Raw genomic sequence first — 16563 nt, 5'->3', positions numbered from 1 at the left:
CAGCGATGGGACACTGGACGCCGGACCGCAAGGAGTGCGACGGTGCACGCCAGTGGCCCGAACGCTCCCGTACGCCCTCGGTCCGGGAACTGACATCCTGACTTCCGGCATCCCTTTGGGTAGCCCATGGCAGGGAGCAGCGGGGGCTGCCTCATGGGCAGAGCGGGGGGAACCACGCGCGGGGGCAAATTGGCACGTACGGGGGGAATAGGGGGAGTAATGCCTCGTTGGAAGGCGCTACCGGATGAGCTCGACCCGCAGGTCAGGGAGTTCGCCAGTCAGCTGCGCAGGCTCGTCGACCGGAGTGGCCTGAGCATCGCCGCGGTGTCCGACCGCACCGGGTACAGCAAGACGTCGTGGGAGCGTTACCTGAACGGGCGGCTGCTCGCCCCGAAGGGTGCGATCGTCGCGCTCGCCGAGGTGACGGGCACCAACCCCGTGCACCTGATCACCATGTGGGAGCTCGCCGAGCGCGCGTGGAGCCGCTCCGAGATGCGGCACGACATGACCATGCAGGCGATCCGGATCTCCCAGGCGCGGGCCGCGCTCGGCGAACTGGGGTCCAACCCGCCCGCCAAGCAGGGCAAGGGGAACGGCGGCACGGCACGCAACGGCGCACCGGGTGCAGGCGCGGGCGCCGGTGCCGGCGTCGGTGCCGCCGACCGTCCCGGCCGGGGCGGCGGCAGCGCCACCGGCGTCGCGGGACCCGCGGGCGCCGCGCCCTCGGCCCCGCCGCAGACACCGTCGTACGGACCCGCGGGCGCGGGCGGCGGCGACCTCGGTGTCGTCACGCCGTCTCCCGGTGCGCAGGGGCCGGGCCGCAGCGGGGACTCCCCCGACCGGCAGCGGCGGCGCAGGAAGCTGACGATGTTCCTCGCAGGGGTCGTCGGCGCGCTCGTCGTCATAGCCGCCGCCGTCTTCCTGACGGACTTCGGCAAGGACGACAAGGGCGACGAGAGCGCCAAGCCGTCGGCGTCGCCGAGCACCAGCGACAAGGAACTGCCCGCGGGCGTCGAGTGCAGCGGCAAGAGCTGCACCGGCAAGGACCCGGAGACCATGGGCTGCGGCGGCGAGCTGGCCGGCACGACGACGCGCGCGACGGTGGGCAAGGCCCTGGTCGAGGTCCGCTACAGCAAGACGTGCGGGGCGGCCTGGGCGCGCATCACGCAGGCGGCGCCTGGCGACAAGGTCACGATCACCGGCGAGGGCGCGGCCGAGCAGAGCGGCACCGTGAACGCGGACTTCGACGCGTACACCCCGATGGTGGCCGTCAAGGACGGTGCTTCGGCAAAGGCGTGCGCCACGCTCAAGGCGGGCCAGACGGGCTGCACGAAGTAGGTGCCCGGACCGGGCTGAAGAGGGGTGGCCCCGCCGGCGGGAGGTGGCGGCCACCACAGGGGGGGGAGCGTGGTGGCCGCCCGGGGGTGTGACCACTCCCGTGGGGGTACTGCTCCGTGTGCCCGCACTTCCCGAAGCCATGCCTGTCTGATTCGAAGATTTTTTACGGGGCCCGGACAGGGCCTCCGGAGGGCCGCCGGGCAGTGCGAACGGATCTCTGTGGGGTGGGCCACACCCTCCCGGGGTCCTGGGTTCGGCGGGGCGCGATAGCCTGACGGCGGATCTCTCTTGATGCCAAGAGATCGATCATCGAGAGGCGATCGACGAGGGCGTCGGCAGGGGATCCAGCACAAGGGGCAGGGACCCCCACCGCCAGCTTTCTTACGGAGATCGCCATGACCCGCACTCCCGTGAACGTCACCGTCACCGGCGCGGCCGGCCAGATCGGCTACGCGCTGCTCTTCCGCATCGCCTCCGGCCACCTGCTCGGCGCGGACGTGCCGGTCAACCTCCGCCTCCTGGAGATCACGCCGGCCCTGAAGGCCGCCGAGGGCACCGCCATGGAGCTCGACGACTGCGCCTTCCCGCTGCTGAACTCGATCGAGATCAGCGACGACCCGAACGTCGCCTTCTCCGGCGCCAACGTCGCCCTCCTCGTCGGCGCCCGCCCCCGCACCAAGGGCATGGAGCGCGGCGACCTGCTCTCCGCCAACGGCGGCATCTTCAAGCCGCAGGGCAAGGCCATCAACGACAACGCCGCGGACGACATCAAGGTCCTCGTCGTGGGCAACCCGGCCAACACCAACGCGCTCATCGCGCAGGCCGCCGCCCCGGACGTACCGGCCGAGCGCTTCACCGCGATGACCCGCCTGGACCACAACCGCGCGCTGTCGCAGCTGTCGAAGAAGACCGGCGCCCCGGTCTCCGACATCAAGCGCCTGACCATCTGGGGCAACCACTCGGCCACCCAGTACCCCGACATCTTCCACGCGGAGATCGCCGGCAAGAACGCCGCGGACGTCGTGAGCGACCAGGCCTGGCTCGCCGACGACTTCATCCCGACCGTCGCCAAGCGCGGCGCCGCGATCATCGAGGCCCGTGGCGCGTCCTCGGCCGCCTCCGCCGCCAACGCCGCCATCGACCACGTCCACACGTGGGTGAACGGCACGGCCGCCGGTGACTGGACCTCCATGGGTATCCCGTCGGACGGTTCGTACGGCGTTCCGGAGGGCCTCATTTCCTCCTTCCCCGTCACCACCAAGGACGGCAAGTACGAGATCGTCCAGGGCCTGGACATCAACGAGTTCTCGCGCACGCGCATCGACGCGTCCGTCAAGGAGCTCACCGAGGAGCGCGAGGCGGTCCGCGGCCTCGGCCTCATCTAGTACGGCCTCACGTACGGCTCGGTTCGTACGGCAGTTCGTCCGCATCGCCCCCGGCAGCCACTCGAACGGCAGCCGGGGGCGACGTGCGTCCGGCCCCGGCCCCGTACCAGGCGGTGACGAGCGCCGCCGCGGCCACCACCGCGAGCCCCACGATCCGCAGCGCCGCCGCCATCCCGGAGGCGAACTCCTGGTGCGCGGCGAGGACCGTCCCCGTGACGGCCACCCCGAGCGCGGCGCCGATCTCGCGGGCCGACGTCCCGAGCCCCGAGCCGAGCCCCGCCTGGTGCGGCGGCAGCGACGTGACGACGCCGAGGGCGAGCGCGGGCATGGACAGGCCCGTGCCCGCCGAGATGACGAGCAGCCAGCAGGTGTACGCGGCGTAGGGCGTGCCCGCGCCCGCCGTGGACGCGCCGAGCAGGCCGAGCCCGATCAGGAGCAGCCCGCCGCCCACCAGCGGCCGCGGCGACCCGGACCAGCGCGCGGCGAGTTTGGGGACCAGGATCATGCCGGCGGTGAGCGGGATGATCGCGAGGCCCGCGCGGGCGGCGCCGTACCCCTTCACGTACTGCAAGTACTGCGAGTTGACGAAGAAGAGCGAGAAGAGGCCGAAGAAGGACGCGGCCGTGCCCAGGGACGCCGCCCGCAGCCGCCGGGACCGGAAGACCCGCGGGTCGAGGAGCGGCGCCCGCGAGCGCAGCGCGTGTGCCGTGAACGCCCCGAGGAGCGCGGCGCCGAGCGCGAACGCGACGAGGATGCGCGCCGACGTCCAGCCGTACATCGGGCTCTCGATGATGCCGAAGAGCACCGCGAACAGACCGCCGGTGAGCAGGGCCGCGCCGAGCGGATCGACGGCGGCCCCGGCCGACGTCTCCGTCAGGGGAGTCGTGCGCGCCACCGCGAGGGCGAGGAGCGCGGCGAGCGGCACCATCAGCCAGAACAGCGCGCGCCACGGCAGGTACTGGCCGATCATGCCGCCGAAGGCGTTGCCCGCGAAGCCGCCGAGCCCGGCGGCGAGCGCCCAGGACGCGATCGCCCGCGGCCGCTGCCCGGGCGACGCGGTGCGCACCAGGATCGACATGGTCGCGGGCATGATCAGCGCGGCGCCCGCGCCGGAGACACCGCGTCCGGCGATCAGCTGGGCGGGACCGGTGGCGAGCGAGCTGACGGCGGCGCCCGCGGCGAACAGGCCGAGCCCGCAGAGCAGCGCGCCCTTGCGTCCGTAGCGGTCGCCGAGGGCGCCCGCGGGGATGAGCAGCCCCGCGAAGACGATGACGTACGCGTCGACCGTCCACAGCAGCTCGGCCGGTGAAGGGTGCACGGAGGACGAACTCAGCTGCGGGATGAGGAGGTTGATGGCGGCGACCATGCTCTGCGCGACGAGCACGCAGGCGCAGAGGGTCAGTTCCGCCGAGCGCTTGAGCCGGTTTCGGGGTGGTTCCAGGGCAGGCGAGGGCAAGGCTCCTCCTAGGAGCTCGTGGCGTGGTGTGGGATGCCCCGTCGGGCCCTGTCACCGTAGGCTCGGCGCTCACATGATCTCCAGTGCAACCTTTGCAAGGGATATATGCACGTGACGCAATCCGGGACGCAATCCGTGGCGCCGTCCGATCCGGGCCGGGGCCTGGACCTCAACCTCCTGCTCGCCCTCGACGTGCTCCTCGACGAGGAGAGCGTGTCCGGGGCCGCCCGCCGCCTGCACCTTTCCGAACCCGCGATGAGCCGCACCCTGGGCCGCATCCGCAAGGCCCTGGGCGACCCCGTCCTCGTACGGGCCGGGCGGCAGATGGTGCCGACCCCGCACGCGCTCGCCGTCCGCGCCGAGGTGAGCGCCGTGGTGGAGCGGGCGCGGGCCCTGTTCGCCGGGCCCGGCGCCAGTGACCTGCGTACCGCGTCCCGAACCCTCACCGTGCTCGGGCACGACGCGATCGCCGCCGCCTACGGCCCCGCGCTGTTCGCCCGCGCCGCCGCCGAGGCGCCCGGCGTCCGCATCCGCTTCCTCGGCGAAAGCCACGTGGACGCGCCCCTGCTGCGCGACGGCACGGCCGACCTGGAGCTCGGCGTGATCGACACCGTCGCGCCCGAGGTGCGGGTGGAGCGGCTGCGCGACGACCGGATGCTGGGCGTCGTGCGCCCCGGGCATCCGCTGCTGCGGGGCACGCTGACCCCCGAACGGTTCGCCGCCGCCGACCACATCACCGTCTCCCGCAAGGGCAGGCTGCAAGGGCCGCTGGACACCGTCCTGGCCGAACAGGGGCTCACCCGGCGGGTGGTGGGCAGCATGGGGTCGTACCCCTCGTCGTTCTTCCTGCTGCTGCGCACCGATCTGGTGGGCCTCGCCGTCACCTGGGCGCGCCCCCTGACGGACACCCTCGGTCTGGTCACCTTCGAGATCCCGCTCGAACTGCCGGTGCTTCCGCTGGGCATCGCCTGGCACCCGCGGCACGACGCGGACCCGGCGCACGCCTGGCTGCGCGGGTGTGTGCGGGACCTCCTCGGCGAGTCCGGTGCCCCCGACTCGTCCGAGGGCTGAGCATTCACTTATTCGAGGGGCATAATCACCTTTCTGTGGCCCCCGCACACACTCTCCGTTACTCTCCAATTCCTCTTTATCCAGACGGAGTTGGCCATGGCAGGTAACACCGAGGCCACCAGACTGCTGTGCGCCGGCGTCCACCTGGACGCGGTGTTCCGCAGAAGAGTCGTCTCAGAGCTCGTCGGGCACGCAGAGCGTCCCGTGGCGCCCCCGCTCGGCGCCGACGTGCTTCCGGTGCTCGCGCACGCGCTGCGCGCCCGGCGCGAGGAACTGTTCACCGCGCTGCTCCTGGCGGCCGTGTGGATCGGGTTCCTCGCCACCGACGCGGTGATGACCTGGGACGCCCTCGAAGACGCCAGGGACGGTGAGTCGGGTGTCTCCGGCGCCGGCCTCGCGCTGCTCGCCTTCGACCCGGACGACCTCGTCGACTCCGGCCCCGGCGGCACGTTCGGCGCCTTCGTGCCGGGCGGCTGGGCGATCGCGTACGCCGTGGTGGTCCTGCTGCTGTGGTTCGCGCGGATCGTCTCGGGCCGGGGCACGGACGGCGGAATCCTGCGGCAGGTGCAGCTGCCCGCACCGCTGGCCTGGCTGCGGCGCAGGATCGGCTGGCTGGTGACGGCGTTCGTGTGGTGGTGCGCCGCGTCGTACGGCTACTCCGCGATCGCCGTGATCAAGGACACCCCGTACCCCGTGATCTTCCCGCTGCTGATCGCGGCCGTGGTGTGGCGCCACCAGTTCCTGCGCAAGCGGACCCTGCGCACGCAACTCGCGCGCCAGGCCTTCGCCGAGACGCCGCAGCCCGGCATCCCGCGGCGGTTCTCCCGCATCGTCGACTGCATCCACCGCGAGCAGAACGCCCCGGTCACCCTCTACGACGCGAACCGCCCCTTCGTGGGCGCGGGCAAGCCCCGCAAACCCTGGTCGGTCGTGCTCGAACTGCAGCGCACCGACCCGGAGCGGGACGGCGGTGTGCCGCCCCAGCGCACGTACGAACCGCTCGCCGCGCGCGAGGTCATCAAGATGATCGAGCCGCGCCTGAAGGACCTGCGCCGGTCCGCCGCCGCCACCAGCGTGGACCGCCTGCGGGACCTGGAGATAGAGGAGTTCGTCTATCTCCCCGCGGGCGCCGGACGCGACGAGCAGCTCTACACCGGACACGGGTACGAGACCGCCGGGCCCTACGACGCCGGGCAGGTCGCCCGGCATCTCGAACGGGCGGCGGGCGAGGGCGGCGAGGCGCGGCGGCACTTCCTGCGGATCCGGGTCGGCGCGTGGAACGAACAGGTCGTCGTCTCGCTCCTGGTCAGGGTGCACACGCAGGGCGGCATGCTGGTCCTGGAAGTGGTGCCGCACGTGCTCGGGCCGATCGTGCCCGGCTTCCGCGCCGTCGACACGATCGTGTCCGGTGAGCCGGAGGGCCCGGTGCGCGACGCCCTGCGGGCCTGCGTCGACGGACCCGCGGTGGGTGTGGCGGTCGGTATCGCGGCCCTGCGCGCACTGCCCTCGCTCATCCCTTCGTTCCGCCTCTGGCTGGCCCAGCCCGAAGCCACGACCGAGCCGGCGGCGGCCCCCGCGCGCGCCCTGCGGTCCCTGTGCGCGCGGCTCGGGATCGGCGGCCCCGCGCAGCCGCCGCCGGACGCACCGCTGGTCAGCCTGCGGGAACTGGCGAGCACCGACGACCTCTCGCTCTTCCAGGAGATGGACGCCGCCCGCTACATCCGCACCCTCCAGGACCGCATCGGCGAGGGCGTCCGTGACGCGCTGCGGGCCGGCGGCTTCCGCACGGACCGGCTGGAACAGAACATCACGCAGATCAACAACAGCGGGGTCTACATCTCGGAGATGTCCGGCGGCGCGCTCGCCACCGGCTCCCATGGCCAGGCCACGCACACCACCGAGAGGAGCACGGCATGAGCGGCGACGGGGAAACCGGCGGGGACACCGGCGGGGGAGCGCACGTCCAGATCGGTTCGATCACCGGCGGCTCGCAGGCCTTCGGTTCGCACGGCAAGGCCGAGTCCACCAACCACACGGTGGTGGTCTCCGACCCCAAGCAGCAGCACCTGCTCAGCAAGGTCAGGGCGCTGCGCGGCGAGCTGAGCCGGGCGGGCGAGCTCTCGGCCGACGACCGGGCACTCGACGCCGAACTGGACGAGGTGGAGCGGGAGATCGGCCGCGCGGGCCACGGCGGCAGCGGACTGCTCGGCAGGCTCCGTACCCGCCTGGAGCAGTACGGCGCCGCCGCCGCGACAGCCGCGTCCGTCACGGCGGTTCTCCAGGCGATCGCCCAGATCACGGGCTGAGTGGCGAGCGGTGCGCATCTTCGACGACGACCGCCAGGAGTGGGTCGGCCACGAGCAGGAACAGCGGATCGCCGCACTGCACGACCGCGACGCGGTGCGCCAGGGCAAGGCGCTGCGCGGCGCCGTGACCGTCCTCGCGGTGGGCGGCCTGGTCTTCGGCGCCTGGGCCCTCGGCTGGAAGGACGAACCGGAGCCGAAGGGATATCTGACGGTGCACGAGCCCGTGCGGAGCGCCGACGAGGGTGCGGACGCCGAGGGCGGGGACACCGCGGCGCCCTCCCCGGAGGGCGTGCCCCCCGCTCCGTTCGAAGAGGTGTCCGACCAGGAGGGATACCGGCTCGCGGTGCCGCGGGGCTGGATCCGTGACGCGGTCGCGGGTCAGGACTCCACCGTCGTCGTCAACTACCGCAGCCCGCAGAGCGACCAGCGGCTCCAGGTGTACCGGGTCGCGGAGTCCTCCCCGTACGAATCGCTGCGGCTCTGGCTGGACGCGGAAGGCAAGCCAGGCGGCTTCGACCAACTGGGCCCGGTGGAGCGCACGGACGACGGGGGCCGCCCCGCGGCCCGGCTCGACTACACGGCCGACCGGTTCAAGGGGGAGCCGGACATCGGCACCTGGCACGTCGTTGACCACCGCTTCGAGGCGGTGGACGGAGAGCTGTACGCCCTCGCGGTGTACGGATCCGACGCGGACGGCAGGGACGACGAGGAGGAGTTCATGGCCACCGCGCTCTCCTGGTTCTGCCCTCCGGACGAGATCTGCCCGGAGCCCGGCACGCACTGACCGGCTGCTTCAGCGGCGGCCCATCCCATTGCGCACCTGCTCACCAATGTAGTACTTCTTATACATGAGCGAGCAGGTGCACAACAGGTTGGCGATGGTGCGCGCGGAACGGAAGGTGTCGCGCCAGAGCCTGGCCGGGGCAGTGGGGGTCCACTACCAGACCATCGGCTACATCGAGCGCGGGCAGTACAACCCCAGCCTCGACCTGGCGCTGAAGATCGCGGGATTCTTCGGGCTGCCGGTGGAGGCGCTGTTCTCCCTGGAGCCGTTCCGCCCGCTCACGGACGAGGTCTACGGGAGGAGTCAGTGATGACGCAGGGAATGACCGGGTACGACCGGCGGATGCTGGCGCTCATGAACCGCCGCGAGGGGGCGCCCATGTACGCCACCGCCGCGCGCAGGCGCCTGGCGGTCGGCGCCCACATCGCGCTGACCGTGGCGAGCGTCGCGGCCTGGCTGCTCACGGTCGTCGGCGAGCAGCGCTGGGCGATGTGGACGATGCTCGCTCTCCTGCTGCCGTGGTGTGTCGCCACCGGCGTCATCAACGCCGCCACCCGCGGCCTTCTCGAACTGCGCGAACGCGCCCTCGACGAGCGCCAGCGCGCGGAGCGGGTCCGCGTCGCGGCACGCGCCCGGCAGATCATGCTGTGGCTGCTCCTGGCCGCCGCGGCTGGTGCGGGAATCGCCGCGCAGCAGGGCTGGGACACCGGCGGGCTGCTCTTCCCGGTGCTCTTCACCGCCTTCGTCGTGCACTGGCTGATGCCGCTGTGGGTGGCGGGACTCGCCGTCCAGGACGACCCCGCGGACCTCGAATTCGACGCCGCCGACGAGTAGATCGCCCGAAGTCGACGAGCAGACCGCACAAACCCGTCCTTCCACGCCCCTTTCGTACCAAGTTCCTGCACACGCAGTGACACAGAGCACTTTCGGTTATGTAATGCGCATGGTTTCTCCGCCGCAGGGCAGGTGGACCCGGCTCCCGCGGGTGACAGGCGGGGCGTATGACAGGAACGGAAGGCAAACGGGACGTGTCCGCACAACAGACCATCCATGTGGGCGGAGAGTGGCGAAACGCGCTCTCCGGCGCCACACGCGAGATCATCGACCCGGCTGACGCCAAGCCGTTCGCACTGATCGCCGAAGGCGGCACCGAGGACACCGACGCGGCCATCGCCGCCGCACGTGAGGCGTTCGACCACGGACCGTGGCCCGCCACGCCCGTCGCCGAACGGGCCGCGCTGCTGCGCCGCGTCGCCGACCTCCTCGTACGCGACCGCGAGAAGATCGGACTCCTGGAGAGCCGCGACGCGGGCAAGACCGTCGAGGAGGGCCGCGTCGACGTCGACTGCGTCGCCGACGCCTTCCGCTACTTCGCCGACCTGGTGATCGGCGAGGGCGCGGGCCGCGTCGTCGACGCGGGCTCCGACGACATCCACAGCGTCGTCGTGCACGAGCCCATCGGCGTCTGCACGATGATCACGCCCTGGAACTACCCCCTCCTCCAGGCCAGCTGGAAGATCGCCCCCGCGCTCGCCGCGGGCAACACCTTCGTCATCAAGCCGAGTGAGGTCACTCCGCTGACGACGGTCGCGCTGATCGAACTGCTCGTCGAGGCGGGCCTCCCGGCCGGTGTCGCCAACATCGTGACCGGCCCCGGCCACACCGTCGGCGCACGCCTCTCCGACCACCCCGACGTCGACCTGGTCTCCTTCACCGGCGGCCTCGTCTCCGGCACCAAGGTCGCGCAGGCCGCCGCGCTCGGCGTCAAGAAGGTCGCCCTCGAACTCGGCGGCAAGAACCCGAACGTCGTCTTCGCCGACGCCTGCGCCACCGAAGAGGGCTTCGACACCGCCGTCGACCAGGCGCTGAACGCCGCCTTCATCCACAGCGGGCAGGTCTGCTCCGCCGGTGGCCGCCTGATCATCGAGGAGTCGGTGCGCGAGCGCTTCGTCGCCGAACTGGCCCGCAGGGCCACGAAGATCAAGCTCGGCCGCGGCACCGAGGACGGCGTCGAGTGCGGCCCGCTCGTCTCGCAGCAGCAGCGCGAGAAGACCGAGATGTACGTTGCCTCCGCCCTGGAGGAGGGCGCGGTCCTGCGCTGCGGCGGCAAGCGCCCCGAGCCCAGCGAAGTGCGCCCCGCGACCGGCTACTTCTACGAGCCGACCGTGCTCGACCAGTGCCACCGCGAGATGCGCGTCGTGCGCGAAGAGGTCTTCGGCCCGGTCCTCACCGTCGAGACCTTCCGCACCGAGGACGAAGCCGTGGCGCTCGCCAACGACACGGAGTACGGTCTCGCGGGCGCCGTCTGGACCAACGACGCGGGCCTGGGCCGTCGCATGGCGCGGCGCCTGCGCCACGGCACGGTCTGGATCAACGACTTCCACCCCTACCTGCCGCAGGCGGAGTGGGGCGGCTTCGGCAAGAGCGGCGTCGGGCGCGAACTCGGCCCCGCCGGGCTCGCCGAGTACCGCGAGTCCAAGCACATCTACCAGAACCTCGCACCGCAGCCGGTCCGCTGGTTCGCGGGCTGAGGCCCGACTCCCGGAAGCGTGCGCGGGGGCGGCAGTCCCGCCCCCGCGCACGTGTGTATGTCCGTACGTCCGAGCACCCCCCGCTCTATACGCGCAAGCACCTTGGCACCACACCTCGCAGGAAGAGGAGCACCACGCATGGCTGAGACCACCGAGTACGACTACGTCATCGTCGGCGGCGGTACCGCAGGGTCGGTGATCGCATCCCGCCTCACCGAGGACCCCGGCGTGACCGTCGCCGTCATCGAAGGCGGCCCCAGCGACATCGACCGCGAGGACGTCCTCACGCTGCGCCGCTGGCTCGGCCTCCTCGGCGGCGACCTCGACTACGGGTACACGACCACCGAGCAGCCGCGCGGCAACTCGCACATCCTGCACAGCCGCGCCAAGGTCCTCGGCGGCTGTTCGTCGCACAACACCCTGATCTCCTTCAAGCCGCTGCCCTCCGACTGGGACGAGTGGGAAGAGGCGGGCGCCACCGGCTGGAACGCCAAGGCGATGGACCCCTTCTTCGGCAAGCTGCGCAACAACATCGTGCGCGTCGCCAAGAAGGACCAGAACCAGATCGCCACCGACTGGGTCGAGGCGACGAAGACCGCCCTCGGCGTCCCCGAGGTCGTCGGCTTCAACGACAAGCCCTTCGACGAGGGCGTCGGCTTCTTCGACCTCTCGTACCACCCGGAGAACAACAAGCGTTCCTCCGCGTCCGTCGCCTACCTCCACCCCCACATGGAGGCCGGTGACCGCCCGAACCTGCGGCTGTTCCTGGAAACCTGGGCCACCAAGCTGGAGCTGGAGGGCACCACCGCGCGCGGCGTCCACATCCGTACGAAGGACGGGGCGGAGCAGCTGCTCACCGCCCGCCGCGAGGTCCTCGTCTGCGCCGGCGCCGTCGACACCCCGCGACTCCTGATGCACTCCGGCATCGGCCCCGCCAAGGACCTCCAGGCCCTCGGCATCCCCGTCGCGCACGACCTGCCGGGGGTCGGCGAGAACCTCCTCGACCACCCCGAGTCGGTCATCGTCTGGGAGACCAACGGGCCGCTGCCCGACAACTCCGCGATGGACTCCGACGCGGGCCTCTTCGTGAAGCGGGACCCGGACCACAAGGGCCCTGACCTCATGTTCCACTTCTACCAGATCCCGTTCACGGACAACCCGGAGCGTCTTGGCTACGAACGCCCGGAGCACGGTGTGTCGATGACGCCGAACATCCCCAAGTCCCGTGCGCGCGGCCGTGTCTACCTGACGTCGGCCGACCCGGAAGTCAAGCCCGCTCTCGACTTCAAGTACTTCGAGGACGATGGTGACTACGACGGGCAGACGCTCGTCGACGGCATCAAGCTGGCCCGCAAGGTCGCGCAGGCCGAGCCCTTCGCCAAGTGGCTCAAGCGCGAGGTCTTCCCCGGCCCCGACGTCACCGACGACGCCGAGATCAGCGAGCTGGTGCGCAAGGCCGCCCACACCGTGTACCACCCGGCGGGAACCTGCCGAATGGGTGCTTCCACTGATGAACTTGCCGTAGTCGACCCGGAGCTGAGGATTCGGGGCCTCCACGGAATCCGAATCGCGGACGCATCCGTCTTCCCGACGATGCCTGCCGTGAACCCGATGATCGGAGTACTCATGGTCGGGGAAAAGTGCGCGGAACTGCTGACCGGGAGTGATGTCCGATGACCACCACCACTGACAAGACGCCTGCCGCCGAGCCCGCGGCACCCGTCTTCGCCGTACGGGACCTCTGGAAGGTCTTCGGACCCAAGGCGCAGCGCATCCCCGGCAACGAGGAGTACGCGGGACTGTCCGCCGCCGAGCTGCGCGAGCGCACCGGCTGCACGGCGGCCGTGCGGGACGTCAGCTTCGACGTCAGGCGCGGCGAGGTCTTCGTCGTCATGGGCCTCTCCGGATCCGGCAAGTCCACGCTGGTGCGGACCCTGACCCGGCTCATAGAACCGACCAGCGGTTCCATAACCATGGACGGCCAGGACGTCCTCGGCATGGACAAGAACCAGCTGCGTGACCTGCGCCGCCACAAGGCCGCGATGGTCTTCCAGAACTTCGGCCTCCTGCCGCACCGTTCGGTCCTGGACAACGTCGGCTACGGCCTGGAGATCCAGGGCGTCGCCAAGGCGGAGCGCCGGGCCAAGGCCATGGAGGTCGTCGCCAAGGTCGGACTCGAAGGCCTCGAAGAGCGCCGCCCCACCCAGCTCTCCGGCGGCCAGCAGCAGCGTGTCGGCCTGGCCCGCGCCCTTGCCGTCGACCCCGAAGTGCTGCTCTTCGACGAGCCGTTCAGCGCGCTCGACCCGCTGATCAGGCGGGACATGCAGGAAGAGGTCATCCGCCTGCACCGCGAAGAGGGCCGCACGATGGTCTTCATCACCCACGACCTGAGCGAGGCACTGCGCCTGGGCGACCGCATCATGCTGATGCGTGACGGCGCCATCGTGCAGCTCGGCACGCCCGAGGAGATCGTCGCCAACCCCGCCGACGACTACGTCCGCGACTTCGTCCAGGACGTCTCGCGCGAGCAGGTCATCTCCGTACGCCGTGCCATGCGCCCCGCGATGGGCGACGAGGCCGAGTCCGGCGCCGCGATCGGCCCGGACACACTGGTCGTCGACGCGATCGAGGCCGTCGCGCGCAGCGGCGAGCACTGCCGCGTCGTGGACAACGGCCGCACCCTCGGCGTCGTCGACCACGAGCAGCTGCTGGCCGTGGTCGCGGGTCTCGACGCGGACCCGCAGGACAAGGCGGTGGCAGCCGTATGAGTGCCGCCCCGGCCTCCGTCCTGGAGAAGAAGGACGGCGTGTCCCCGCCCGGCCCGCCCGCCGAGGCCCCCGGGCCGCTGTCCGCGTTCCTGCGCAACCCCAAGGCGATCCTGCTCCTGGGCGCCCTGCTCGTCGCGGTCGTCTCGGCGTTCGTCACCGCCAACGGCGTCTGGCCCTCCGACCTGACCTTCGACGTGCGCTCGCCGCTCGACGACGTCAACACCTGGATGGCGCAGAACCGCGACACCCACCCGGTCTTCCTGTACTTCCTGCTGCACATCAGCAACACCTCGCAGTCCGCGGTCGACGGTGTGCTCAGCGGTCTGGAGAGCCTCGGCTTCATCGGGGTGACCGTCGCCGCCGTGCTCATCTCCTGGTACGCGGGCGGCGCGAACCTGCGCAAGCGCTCGCTGACCCTCGCGGGCATCGCCTTCGGCACGTTCGCCGTGATCGGCCTGCTCGACGTGTGGGCGGAGGCGATGGAGACCCTCGCCCTGATGGTCGTCTGTGTGGCCGTCGCGGCGCTCGTGGGTGTCCTGCTCGGCCTCGCCGCCGGGCTCTCGGACCGTGCCGAGCGCATCCTGCGGCCGGTCTTCGACACCATGCAGGTGCTTCCGGCCTTCTCGTACCTGCTGCCCTTCGTCTTGATGTTCGACGTCGGCACCCCGGCCGTCTTCATGGCGACCGTCATCTACGCCGCCCCGCCGATGGCGCGGCTCACCTCACTCGGCCTGCGCGGCGCCGACGCGGCGGCCCTCGAAGCCTCGCAGTCGCTCGGCGCCAGCGCCTGGCAGCGGCTGTGGACGGCCCGGCTTCCGCTGGCCCGCAAGCCGATGCTGCTCGGCCTCAACCAGACGATCATGATGTGTCTCTCCATGGTCGTCCTCGCCACGGTGGTCGGCGCCGGCGGTCTCGGCGACCCGATCTTCACGGCGATCTCCACCCTCGACGTGGGCCTCGCGGCACCGGCCGGCATCGCGATCGTGCTGATCGCCGTCTGGCTGGACCGCACGACCGCCGGGTTCGGCGAACGCGTCGACGACGCGGCACCCGCGCGCAGCGCCTTCGCCACCCGCGTCCTGTGGGCCGTCATGGCCGCGGTGACCGCGGGCGCCGTCGTACTGGGCCAGGCGCTCGGCCGCACCGAGTGGCCGGAGAACTGGGTCGTCGACATCTCCCAGCCGATCAACGAGGTCGTCGGCTGGATCGAGCGCGAGCTCGGCTCCGGCATCCCCGTCATCGGCGGCACGCTCACCTGGGCGAACGGCTTCATCGACTACGGCATCAACCCGCTGTTCGACGCCCTGCTCGCCACCCCGTGGTGGGCGGTGCTCCTGGTAGCCGGTGTCCTCGCCTACCTCGCGGGCCGCTGGCGCGCGGCGGTCACCGTCGTGCTCGCGCTGGCCGCGATCGGCGCGATGGGGCTGTGGAGCCGCTCGATGGACACGCTCTCGCAGGTGATCGCCGCCCTGGTGGTCACGCTGATCCTGGGCTTCGCCGTCGGTGTGCTCGCGGCCCGCGTCTCCTGGGTGGAGCGCGGCATCCGTCCGGTGCTCGACACCATGCAGACCCTGCCCGCGTTCATCTATCTCATCCCGATGATCGCGCTCTTCGGCTCCAACCCCGCGGCCGCCGCGGTGGCCTCGGTCATCTACGCGCTGCCCGCCGTCATCCGCATCACGGCGCAGGGCATCCGCCAGATCGACCCCTCGGCCCTGGAGGCGGCCCGCTCGCTCGGCGCCTCCACCGGCCAGCAGCTCTGGCAGGTCCAGCTGCCGCTGGCCAGGCCCGCGCTGCTCGTCGCCCTCAACCAGGGCGTCGTCCTGGTCCTCTCCATGGTCGTCATCGGCGGCATGATCGGCGGCGGCGCGCTCGGCGTGGACGTGGTCAGGGGCCTCACCAAGGGCGACCTCGGCATGGGCCTGACGGCCGGTATCGCGATCGTCTGCCTCGGTCTGCTCCTCGACCGCATCTCCCAGCCCGGCGCCGACGTCAAGGAACGCGCACTGCGCTGACGTACGTCCGCCCCGCGGAATTTCGCTCTCCAGCTGCTCTCCTGCTACGTAAGGGAACAATCTCGTGAACCATTCCAAGCGGATACGCACAGCCGTCGTCGCCGGTCTCGGCGCCGTGTCCATGGTGGCGCTCAGCGCCTGCGGTGCCGCCGATACGAAGTCCTCCGGCAGCGCCGACGAGGTCACCATCACGGTCCCCTCGTGGGTCGGCGCGCGCGCCAACGCCGAGGTCGCCAAGAAGCTCCTCGAGGACGAGGTCGGCGTCAAGAAGGTCGACCTCCAGCAGCTCGACGAGCCGATCGCCTGGGACGCGCTCAACAACGGCAAGGCCGACGCGATCCTGGAGGACTGGGACGGCCAGCCCAAGAAGCAGAAGCTCTACATCGACGACAAGAAGACGGTCGTCAAGGGCGGCGACCTGGGCGTCACCGGGCACATCGGCTGGTACGTGCCGAAGTACTACGCGGACAAGCACCCGGAGATCCTGGACTACAAGAACCTCAACAAGTACGCCAAGGACTTTAAGAGCAACCGCAGCGGCGGCAAGGGCGAGTTCATCGGCGCCGCCCCCTCGTACACCACGTACGACGAGTTCCTGATCAAGAACCACAAGCTGAACTTCAAGATCAAGGACACCGGCAACGAGGCCGCGCAGATCAAGGAGATCCAGCGCAAGTACGCCGCCAAGGAGCCGTTCATCAGCTACTGGTGGGAGCCCCTGTGGGCGAACGCCGACATGGACCTGGTCGAGGTGAAGCTGCCCGAGTTCAAGGAGGGCTGCAACGAGCCCGAGGCCAAGACCGAGTGCGGTTACGCCAACACCCCGCTCCAGAAGTACTTCAACGCCGACTTCGCCAAGGACGGCGGCGACGCCGCGGAGTTCCTGAAGAACTTCAAGTGGACGACCGA

At 71.0% G+C, this 16563-nt stretch carries 14 protein-coding genes; 13 read left to right on the top strand and 1 reads right to left on the bottom strand.

Translation table 11 applies throughout. From position 1 onward, the window contains the following. Positions 1–219 precede the first annotated feature (219 nt). Together ACQKIP_RS20540 and ACQKIP_RS20535 are read left to right on the top strand one after the other, a co-directional pair. Positions 220–1338, top strand: a complete 1119-nt coding sequence (locus ACQKIP_RS20540; protein WP_365862587.1) for an XRE family transcriptional regulator — start codon at positions 220–222, stop codon at positions 1336–1338. A gap of 395 nt (positions 1339–1733) precedes the next feature. Then, positions 1734–2723: a malate dehydrogenase gene (locus tag ACQKIP_RS20535; protein ID WP_361182196.1), complete on the top strand. Its 990-nt coding sequence runs from the start codon at positions 1734–1736 to the stop codon at positions 2721–2723. Positions 2724–2730: 7 nt separating this feature from the next. Here ACQKIP_RS20535 and ACQKIP_RS20530 read toward each other — a convergent pair whose 3' ends face one another. Next, positions 2731–4179, bottom strand: a complete 1449-nt coding sequence (locus ACQKIP_RS20530; protein ID WP_365862585.1) for an MFS transporter — start codon at positions 4177–4179, stop codon at positions 2731–2733. Between the two features lie 105 nt (positions 4180–4284). On the opposite strand from ACQKIP_RS20530, the gene ACQKIP_RS20525 reads away from it, so the two are divergent. The 11 genes from ACQKIP_RS20525 to ACQKIP_RS20475 form a co-directional block, all read left to right on the top strand. Then, on the top strand, positions 4285–5250 hold the full coding sequence (locus ACQKIP_RS20525; RefSeq protein WP_427743690.1) for a LysR family transcriptional regulator: 966 nt from the start codon (positions 4285–4287) through the stop codon (positions 5248–5250). 96 nt (positions 5251–5346) lie between these two features. Continuing rightward, positions 5347–7167 (top strand): hypothetical protein, encoded by a 1821-nt coding sequence (locus ACQKIP_RS20520; protein WP_365862581.1) that lies wholly within the window; start codon positions 5347–5349, stop codon positions 7165–7167. Beyond that, complete coding sequence (locus ACQKIP_RS20515) at positions 7164–7556, top strand: hypothetical protein (RefSeq protein ID WP_365862579.1); 393 nt, start codon at positions 7164–7166, stop codon at positions 7554–7556. The genes ACQKIP_RS20520 and ACQKIP_RS20515 overlap by 4 nt, the downstream gene beginning before the upstream one ends. A 10-nt stretch (positions 7557–7566) precedes the next feature. Next, entirely contained in the window at positions 7567–8340 is a 774-nt protein-coding gene (locus tag ACQKIP_RS20510; RefSeq protein WP_365862577.1) for a hypothetical protein, read from the top strand. A gap of 64 nt (positions 8341–8404) precedes the next feature. After that, complete coding sequence (locus ACQKIP_RS20505; RefSeq protein WP_365862575.1) at positions 8405–8650, top strand: helix-turn-helix transcriptional regulator; 246 nt, start codon at positions 8405–8407, stop codon at positions 8648–8650. Beyond that, positions 8650–9174: a hypothetical protein gene (locus tag ACQKIP_RS20500; protein WP_365862573.1), complete on the top strand. Its 525-nt coding sequence runs from the start codon at positions 8650–8652 to the stop codon at positions 9172–9174. The genes ACQKIP_RS20505 and ACQKIP_RS20500 overlap by 1 nt, the downstream gene beginning before the upstream one ends. A 167-nt stretch (positions 9175–9341) precedes the next feature. Next, the gene (locus ACQKIP_RS20495; RefSeq protein WP_365862571.1) at positions 9342–10871 is read left to right on the top strand and encodes an aldehyde dehydrogenase family protein; all 1530 of its coding nucleotides are present in this window, start codon (positions 9342–9344) and stop codon (positions 10869–10871) included. 138 nt (positions 10872–11009) lie between these two features. Beyond that, complete coding sequence (locus ACQKIP_RS20490) at positions 11010–12548, top strand: GMC family oxidoreductase (protein ID WP_365862570.1); 1539 nt, start codon at positions 11010–11012, stop codon at positions 12546–12548. Continuing rightward, positions 12545–13639, top strand: a complete 1095-nt coding sequence (locus ACQKIP_RS20485; protein ID WP_365862568.1) for a quaternary amine ABC transporter ATP-binding protein — start codon at positions 12545–12547, stop codon at positions 13637–13639. Before ACQKIP_RS20490 ends, ACQKIP_RS20485 begins: the two co-directional genes overlap by 4 nt. Next, positions 13636–15654 carry an ABC transporter permease gene (locus ACQKIP_RS20480; protein WP_365862567.1) on the top strand — a complete coding sequence of 673 codons (2019 nt, stop codon included), beginning with the start codon at positions 13636–13638 and terminating at the stop codon, positions 15652–15654. The genes ACQKIP_RS20485 and ACQKIP_RS20480 overlap by 4 nt, the downstream gene beginning before the upstream one ends. 64 nt (positions 15655–15718) lie before the next feature. Further along, positions 15719–16563 (top strand): glycine betaine ABC transporter substrate-binding protein (locus ACQKIP_RS20475; protein ID WP_427743685.1); only part of this gene is annotated, 845 nt, incomplete at its 3' end.

The organism is Streptomyces sp. NPDC059900, assembly GCF_050270335.1.
In the GTDB taxonomy this organism is placed as follows: Bacteria; Actinomycetota; Actinomycetes; order Streptomycetales; family Streptomycetaceae; genus Streptomyces.
This window is presented reverse-complemented; position numbering and strand designations above follow the sequence as displayed.

Bases quoted from the DNA above. Each gene is read 5' to 3' on its own strand.
- ACQKIP_RS20505 (WP_365862575.1), top strand. From the start codon at position 8,405: ATGAGCGAGCAGGTGCACAACAGGTTGGCGATGGTGCGCGCGGAACGG.
- ACQKIP_RS20490 (WP_365862570.1), top strand. From the start codon at position 11,010: ATGGCTGAGACCACCGAGTACGACTACGTCATCGTCGGCGGCGGTACC.
- ACQKIP_RS20535 (WP_361182196.1), top strand. From the start codon at position 1,734: ATGACCCGCACTCCCGTGAACGTCACCGTCACCGGCGCGGCCGGCCAG.
- ACQKIP_RS20485 (WP_365862568.1), top strand. From the start codon at position 12,545: ATGACCACCACCACTGACAAGACGCCTGCCGCCGAGCCCGCGGCACCC.
- ACQKIP_RS20515 (WP_365862579.1), top strand. From the start codon at position 7,164: ATGAGCGGCGACGGGGAAACCGGCGGGGACACCGGCGGGGGAGCGCAC.
- ACQKIP_RS20480 (WP_365862567.1), top strand. From the start codon at position 13,636: ATGAGTGCCGCCCCGGCCTCCGTCCTGGAGAAGAAGGACGGCGTGTCC.
- ACQKIP_RS20540 (WP_365862587.1), top strand. From the start codon at position 220: ATGCCTCGTTGGAAGGCGCTACCGGATGAGCTCGACCCGCAGGTCAGG.
- ACQKIP_RS20500 (WP_365862573.1), top strand. From the start codon at position 8,650: ATGACGCAGGGAATGACCGGGTACGACCGGCGGATGCTGGCGCTCATG.
- ACQKIP_RS20495 (WP_365862571.1), top strand. From the start codon at position 9,342: ATGACAGGAACGGAAGGCAAACGGGACGTGTCCGCACAACAGACCATC.
- ACQKIP_RS20525 (WP_427743690.1), top strand. From the start codon at position 4,285: ATGCACGTGACGCAATCCGGGACGCAATCCGTGGCGCCGTCCGATCCG.
- ACQKIP_RS20520 (WP_365862581.1), top strand. From the start codon at position 5,347: ATGGCAGGTAACACCGAGGCCACCAGACTGCTGTGCGCCGGCGTCCAC.